Consider the following 7,314-nt stretch of genomic DNA (forward strand, 5'->3'; position numbering starts at 1 on the left):
GACCATGCCTGCCTACACGCCGCCGCTGCGCGACATGCAATTCGTCATGCACGAAGTGCTCAAGGTCAGCGATGAATTCAAGGCGATGCCCGCCCACGCTGACGTGGATGCAGACACCATCAACGCCGTGATCGAACAGGCTGGCAAATTTGCCGCCGAAGTGGCCTTCCCGCTGAACATCAGCGGCGACACCGAAGGCTGTGTGCTGAACAAGACCACGCACGAAGTCAAAACCCCCACGGGCTTCAAGGATGCCTACGCCAAGTATGTCGAAGGCGGCTGGGCCTCGCTCTCGTGCGACCCTGCCTACGGCGGCCAGGGCCTGCCCTTTGTGCTGAACCAGTGCCTGTACGAAATGCTGAACTCGGCCAACCAGGCCTGGACCATGTACCCCGGCTTGTCGCACGGTGCCTACGAAGCCCTGCATGCCCATGGCACCGATGCGCAAAAGGCCCTGTACCTGCCCAAGCTGACCAGCGGCGACTGGACCGGCACCATGTGCCTGACGGAACCCCATTGCGGCACCGACCTGGGCCTGATGCGCACCCGTGCCGAGCCCCAGGCGGACGGCACCTACAAGATCACTGGCAACAAGATCTTCATCAGTGCAGGCGAGCACGACCTGGCCGCCAACATCATCCATCTGGTGCTGGCCCGCCTGCCCGATGCGCCCAAGGGCAGCAAGGGCATCAGTCTGTTTGTGGTGCCCAAATTCCACGTTAACGCCGATGGCTCGCTGGGCGGGCGCAACCCGATCTTCTGCACGGGCCTGGAGCACAAGATGGGCATCCACGGCAACGCCACGGCGCAGATCGCGCTCGACGGTGCCATGGGCACCATGGTGGGTCAGCCCAACAAGGGCCTGGCGGCGATGTTCGTGATGATGAACGCCGCGCGCCTGGGCGTCGGCAACCAGTCGCTGGGCCTGACCGAGGTGGCCTACCAGAACGCCCTGGCCTACGCCAAGGACCGCATCCAGTCGCGCAGTCTGTCGGGCACCAAGGCCAAGGACAAGGATGCCGACCCGATCATCGTGCACCCCGACGTGCGCAAGATGCTGCTCACCGCCAAGGCCTATGCCGAAGGTGGCCGCGCGCTGCAGCTTTATTGCACGCTGCTGCTCGACAAGGTGCATAGCCACCCGGATGAACAGGTGCGCCAGGACTCCGAGGAACTCGTGGCCCTGCTCACGCCCATCGTCAAGGCGTTTATCACCGACAACGGCCACATCAGCACCAACGCGTGCCTGCAGGTCTTTGGCGGCCATGGCTTCATCAAGGAATGGGGCATGGAGCAGTATGTGCGCGACAACCGCATCAACATGATCTATGAGGGCACCAACACCATCCAGTCGCTGGATCTTCTGGGCCGCAAAGTGCTGGGCAACAACGGGGCCACGCTCAAGAAGCTGGGCAAGCTGATCGGGCAACTGGTGGAAGAAGAAGGGGTCAACGAGAAGATGGCCGAGTTCATCAACCCGGTGGCCATGCTGGGCGACCAGATGACCAAGTTCACCACCGAGATTGGCTTTAAGGGCATGCAAAACCCCGACGAAGTGGGCGCAGCCGCCGTGGACTACCTGCGCGTGGCGGGGCATCTGGTGTTTGGCTACCTCTTTGCCCGCATGGCCCAGGTGGCGCTGCGCGAGATCGCCGCTGGCAACACCGACCCGTTCTACAGAGCCAAGCTGCAAACCGCGCGCTTTTACTTTGCCAAGCTGTTCCCCGAAACCGCCACGCTCATGCAAACGGCCCGTGCCGGCAGCAAGGTGCTGATGGATACCGATCTGGCGCTTGCCTGATGCGGGCGGCTGCGTGCAAATTTCAAGCTTTTTCGCCGGGGAGCGCATGTTTTGAAGCCATTGTTAGCTATCATTTTTATAGTTGCTGCGATTCCCGCCCTGGCGCAGGTGTCCCTAAAGGCAACTACAACGAGGCCCTGCATATGACCCCCACCGATGGCGGCAACACGCTCGAAGCGCGCGGATCCATTGGGCCATGGGGCAGCGTCCAGACCGGCTCCAGCGTCCATTCAATGCGCGCCTTCTCATCCATTGATCCACCCCTGGCCAAGGCTTCTTCACACTCAGCCCGAGCCGACTGAACCTACCAACATCCATGTCTCGATTCCAAGTGAAAAAAGTCGCCGTGCTCGGCGCAGGCGTGATGGGGGCGCAGATTGCCGCGCACCTGGTCAACGTGAAGGTGCCGGTGGTGCTGTTCGACCTGCCAGCCAAGGAAGGCCCCAAGAACGGTATCGTCAGCAAGGCCATCGAAGGTCTGAAGAAGCTCAAACCCTCTCCCCTGGGCGTGGCCGACGACGCGGCACTGATCCAGCAGGCCAACTACGAAGAGCACATGCACCTGCTGGGCGAATGCGACCTCGTGATCGAGGCCATTGCCGAGCGCATGGACTGGAAGCTGGACCTGTACACCAAGATTGCGCCCCATGTGGCCCAGCACGCCATCCTGGCGTCCAACACCTCGGGCCTGTCGATCACCAAGCTCTCCGAAGTGCTGCCCGAGCGCATCAAGCCGCGCTTTTGCGGCATCCACTTCTTCAACCCACCGCGCTACATGACGCTGGTGGAGCTGATCAACACGCCCACCACCCAGCCCGAAGTGCTCGACCAGCTCGAAGCCTTTGTGACCAGCGGTCTGGGCAAGGGCGTGGTGCGTGCGCACGACACACCCAACTTCATCGCCAACCGCGTGGGCATTGCAGGCATGCTGGCCACCATGAAGGAAGTCGAAAACTTCGGCCTCACGTTCGATGTGGTGGATGACCTCACCGGCAAGAAACTCGGCCGTGCATCCAGCGGCACCTTCCGCACGGCCGATGTGGTGGGCCTCGATACCATGGCCCACGTCATCAAAACCCTGCAGGACAACCTGAGCCTGGAGACCGACCCGTTCTACGAAAGCTTTGGTACCCCCGTCGTGCTGCAAAAGCTGCTGGAGCTGGGTCACCTGGGCCAAAAGACCAAGGTCGGGTTCTTCAAGAAGGTCGGTCGCGACGTGATGCGCTTTGACCTGGGCAGCGCAGAGTACGTGCCCGCCGGCCAGAAGGCCGACGAGGTCTACGCCCGCATGCTCAAAAAGCCCGCTGCCGAGCGCCTGCGCCTGCTGCGAAACGTAGAAGGCGCGCCCGGCCAGTTTCTGTGGGCTATTTTGCGCGACAGCTTCCACTACGCTGCCGTGCACCTGGCCACGATTGCCGACAACGCCCGCGACGTGGACCAGGCCATGCGCTGGGGCTTTGGCATGAAGCAGGGCCCCTTCGAGCTGTGGCAGGAAGCCGGCTGGCTGGATGTGGCGACGATGATCCAGGAAGACATCGACGCTGGCAAAGCGCTGTGCAAGGCACCGCTGCCCGAGTGGGTGTTCAAGGGCCCTGTGGCAGAGGCGGGTGGCGTACACACCGCGCAGGGTTCGTGGAGCGCATCGCAAGGCCAGTTCGTGCCGCGCCGCCAATTGCCTGTGTACGAGCGCCAGATCTTTCCTGAAACCTTGCTGGGCGAAACCCAGCTGCCCGATTGGCGCACCGCTGGCACCACCATCGCGGAATCGAAAGCGCTGCGCACCTGGACGCTCGATGGCCAGGTGCTGATCGCCAGCATCAAGAACAAGATGCACGCCATCAGCCCCGAGGTGATGGAAGCCCTGACCGAGGCCGTCGATGTGGCCGAGCGCGAATATCAGGGCATGGTGATCTGGTCGGGTGACGCGCCCTTCAGCGTCGGGGCTGACCTGGAAGCCACGATGCCCGCCTTCCTGGTGGGTGGTGCGCCCGTCATCGAAAGCGTGGAGCAAGAGCTGCAAAACCTCATGCTGCGCATCCGCTACGCCCAGGTGCCGGTGGTGGCGGCCATCCACGGCATGGCGCTGGGCGGTGGTTGCGAGCTGGCCGTGTATTCGACCCGGCGCGTGGCGCACATGGAAAGCTACATCGGCCTGGTGGAGGTGGGCGTGGGCCTGGTGCCCGGTGCCGGTGGCCTGACTTACATTGCCCGCCGTGCGGCCGAAAACATGGCTGCGTCCACGGGCAAGGACATCCTGCCCTTCCTGACCGAAGGCTTCACCGCCGCCGCGATGGCCAAGGTGGGCACCAGCGCGCTGGAATCGCGCAAGCTGGGTTACCTGCTGGAGAGCGACATCATCGTGCCGCACAAGGACGAACTGCTTTTCGTGGCCATCAACGAAGCCAAGTCCATGGCGGCCAGCGGCTGGCGCGCGCCCCACAGGCGCCTGTTCCCTGTGGCGGGCCGCAGCGGCCTGGCCACCATCAAGGCCCAGTTGGTGAACATGCGCGATGGCGGTTTCATCAGCGCCTATGACTTCAAGATCGGCGCAATGATCGCCGATGTGGTCTGTGGTGGGGACGTGGATGCCGGTGCGCTCGTGAGCGAGGAGTACCTGCTCACGCTCGAGCGCAAGGTGTTCTGCCACCTGATCGCCCAGCCCCAGACGCATGAGCGCATTCTGGGTATGTTGTCCACGGGCAAACCCGTTCGCAATTGATGATGCACCCCCTGAGTCGCTTCGCGCCTTTCCCGTCTCCTGCGGGAGGGGGACGCACCCGGTGGCCTGGCAAAGCCAGTTCCGCGGGCGCATGGGTCTGGGCTGCGCCAGTATCACGCGATGTGCGCTGTGTGCAGTGCGATGGGTATCAGGCATGAGCGCGGTACCACCAGCCCCCAACAAACTCCAGCGCTCGCTGATGCGCCTGGACGAGGCGCCCGCCTTCATGCGCGGCTTCGTGCAGAACGTCATCCTGCGCCGTGCCGTGCCCTTTACCGGCACCGCCGGGGTGAGGTTTGTATCGCTCACGCCCGAGCGCGTCGAGGCCCACCTGCCCAACGAGCACCGCGTGCGCAACCACATCGGCGGCGTACATGCATCGGCCATGAACCTGCTGGCCGAGACGGCCACCGGCATGGTCGTGGGCATGAACGTGCGCGACGACTGCCTGCCCCTGGCCAAAGAGTTCAGCATGGCGTTCAAAAGGCGCGCCACCGGCGGGCTCAAGGCCGTGGCGACGCTCACTGCCGAGCAGCGCGCCGCCATGCAGGCCAATGACAAGGGCGAGGTGCAGGTCACCGTCACGGTGACCGACGAGGCGGGTGTGGAGCCGGTCGAATGTGCATTCACGTGGGCCTGGATTCCCGCCAGCCGCCCCGCCACAAAGAATTGAAGGAGTTTCATCACCATGGCTCAAAAGCAAGTCCAGGACGCCTACATCGTTGCGGCCACGCGCACGCCCATCGGGCGCTCGGGCCGCGGCTATTTCAAGAACACCCGCCCCGACGACCTGCTGGTGGCCGCCATCAAAAGCGCCATGACCCAGGTGCCCACACTGGACCCCAGGGCGATTGAAGACGCCATCATCGGCTGCTCGTTCCCCGAGGGCGAGCAGGGCATGAACATGGCGCGCATGGCCGTGGGCCTGGCGTTTGACCATCCCGTCGGTGGCGTCACCGTGAACCGCTTTTGCGCATCGGGCATTACCGCGCTGCAAATGGCCGCCGACCGCATCCGCGTGGGTGAGGCCGATGTGCTGATTGCCGGTGGTGCCGAGTCGATGAGCCTGGTGCCCATGGGCGGCAACAAGCCTTCGTTCAACGCCGAAATTTTTGCGCGTGACGAAAACGTAGGCATTGCTTACGGCATGGGCCTCACGGCCGAGAAGGTGGCCCAGCAGTGGAAAGTGAGCCGCGAGGCGCAGGACGCCTTTGCGCTCGAATCCCACCTGCGCGCCATCCGGGCGCAAAAGGCCGGTGAGTTCGCCGACGAGATCACACCCTTTGAGGTCGTGGAGCGTTCGCCCAACCTCGCTACTGGCGGCGTGGTGGAAAACCGCCGCACCGTGAGCCTGGACGAAGGCCCCCGCCCCGACACGTCCCTCGAAGGCCTGGCCAAGCTCAAGCCCGTGTTCGCTGCGCGCGGCAGCGTCACGGCGGGCAACAGCTCGCAGACCAGCGACGGCGCGGGTGCGCTCATCGTGGCCAGCGACAAGGCCGTCCAGCAGTTTGGCTTGACGCCGCTGGCGCGCTTCGTGAGCTATGCCGCACGCGGCGTGCCGCCGCACATCATGGGCATTGGCCCCATCGAAGCCATCCCGGCCGCGCTGCGCTACGCCGGGCTCAAGAGCGACGACATCGGCTGGTACGAGTTGAACGAGGCATTTGCAGCCCAGTCGCTGGCAGTGATCAACACCCTGGGCCTGAACCCTGACCACGTGAACCCGATGGGCGGCGCGATAGCGCTGGGCCATCCGCTGGGCGCGACCGGCGCCATCCGCGCCGCCACGGTGGTGCATGCGCTGCGCCGCCACAAGCTCAAGTACGGCATGGTCACGATGTGTGTGGGCACAGGCCAGGGCGCTGCCGGCATCATCGAGGCCCTGTGACAGGCTCCTGGGCAAGGACTAGTATCGGCCTTCGACAGGCTCAGGCTGAACGGGCTGGGGGAGTGCGCACCCAGCGGCCCGCAAAACGCCCGCCAGCCTTCTCCCCGCCCGTTAGGGCTGAGCGTGTCGAAGCCAGGGCCGCCCCAACCCGTTCGGGCTGAGCCTGTCGAAGCCAGGGCCGCACCCCCCCCACCCGGTCAGGCAGAGCCTGTCGAAGCCAGGGCCCCTTCCCCGCCCGCGTTGTCTTTTCAAACCATTGCGGTCCGCCCTCCGTGCAAGGACGCAGACACCAGGTGCTATTGTGCGATCCTCTCCGCAGTCACTCGGACGACGCTCTGTCGCTGTGTTTCGCGGCACACTGGTGGCATGACTTCATCCATTCATCCCTTAGACCAGGCGCTTGCGCTCACATCAGCCTCGCCCGGTCACTACACGGGCCAGACCCATGCTGGTTACTGGAACATGGTGGGCCCCTTCGGCGGGGTCACGGCGGCCACCTTGCTGCGCGCGGTGCTGGAGCATCCAGACCTGCTCGGTGAGCCCCTGTCGCTCACCGTCAACTACGCCGGCGCCCTGGCTGCCGGGCCGTTCACCGTGCAGGCCACGCCGGTGCGCACCAACCGATCCACCCAGCACTGGACGCTGTCGGTGCTGCAGGCTGATGCCGACGGCGCCCCTGTGGTCACCACGACCGCCACTGCCGTGACGGCGGTGCGCCGTGACACCTGGAGCGCGGGCGATGTGCCCATGCCGCCCGTGCCGGGTCCGGCCGACCACCCTGCCATCCCGCCCGCTTTCGGTGTGGAATGGCTCAGCCGCTACGAAATGCGGCCTGTGACCGGTGCCATCCCGCGGCAGTGGGACGGCGCGGGTGACCACAGCCTCACGCAGCTATGGATGCGCGAT

At 64.7% G+C, this 7,314-nt stretch carries 5 protein-coding genes; all 5 read left to right on the forward strand.

Going from position 1 to position 7,314, the window contains the following annotated elements; genetic code table 11:
• Positions 1–4 precede the first annotated feature (4 nt).
• Complete coding sequence (locus ACK543_RS08975; protein WP_409942502.1) at positions 5–1,801, forward strand: acyl-CoA dehydrogenase C-terminal domain-containing protein; 1,797 nt, start codon at positions 5–7, stop codon at positions 1,799–1,801.
• Between the two features lie 316 nt (positions 1,802–2,117).
• On the forward strand, positions 2,118–4,520 hold the full coding sequence (locus tag ACK543_RS08980; RefSeq protein ID WP_409942503.1) for a 3-hydroxyacyl-CoA dehydrogenase NAD-binding domain-containing protein: 2,403 nt from the start codon (positions 2,118–2,120) through the stop codon (positions 4,518–4,520).
• A gap of 154 nt (positions 4,521–4,674) precedes the next feature.
• Complete coding sequence (locus ACK543_RS08985; protein WP_409942504.1) at positions 4,675–5,193, forward strand: DUF4442 domain-containing protein; 519 nt, start codon at positions 4,675–4,677, stop codon at positions 5,191–5,193.
• Between the two features lie 15 nt (positions 5,194–5,208).
• Positions 5,209–6,408 (forward strand): acetyl-CoA C-acyltransferase, encoded by a 1,200-nt coding sequence (locus tag ACK543_RS08990; protein WP_409942505.1) that lies wholly within the window; start codon positions 5,209–5,211, stop codon positions 6,406–6,408.
• Between the two features lie 366 nt (positions 6,409–6,774).
• Positions 6,775–7,314: acyl-CoA thioesterase (locus ACK543_RS08995; protein WP_409942506.1), on the forward strand; the 540-nt coding region annotated here is incomplete at its 3' end.

Origin of the sequence: Acidovorax sp. (assembly GCF_046341535.1) — a bacterium.
Lineage (GTDB): Bacteria > Pseudomonadota > Gammaproteobacteria > Burkholderiales > Burkholderiaceae_C > Acidovorax.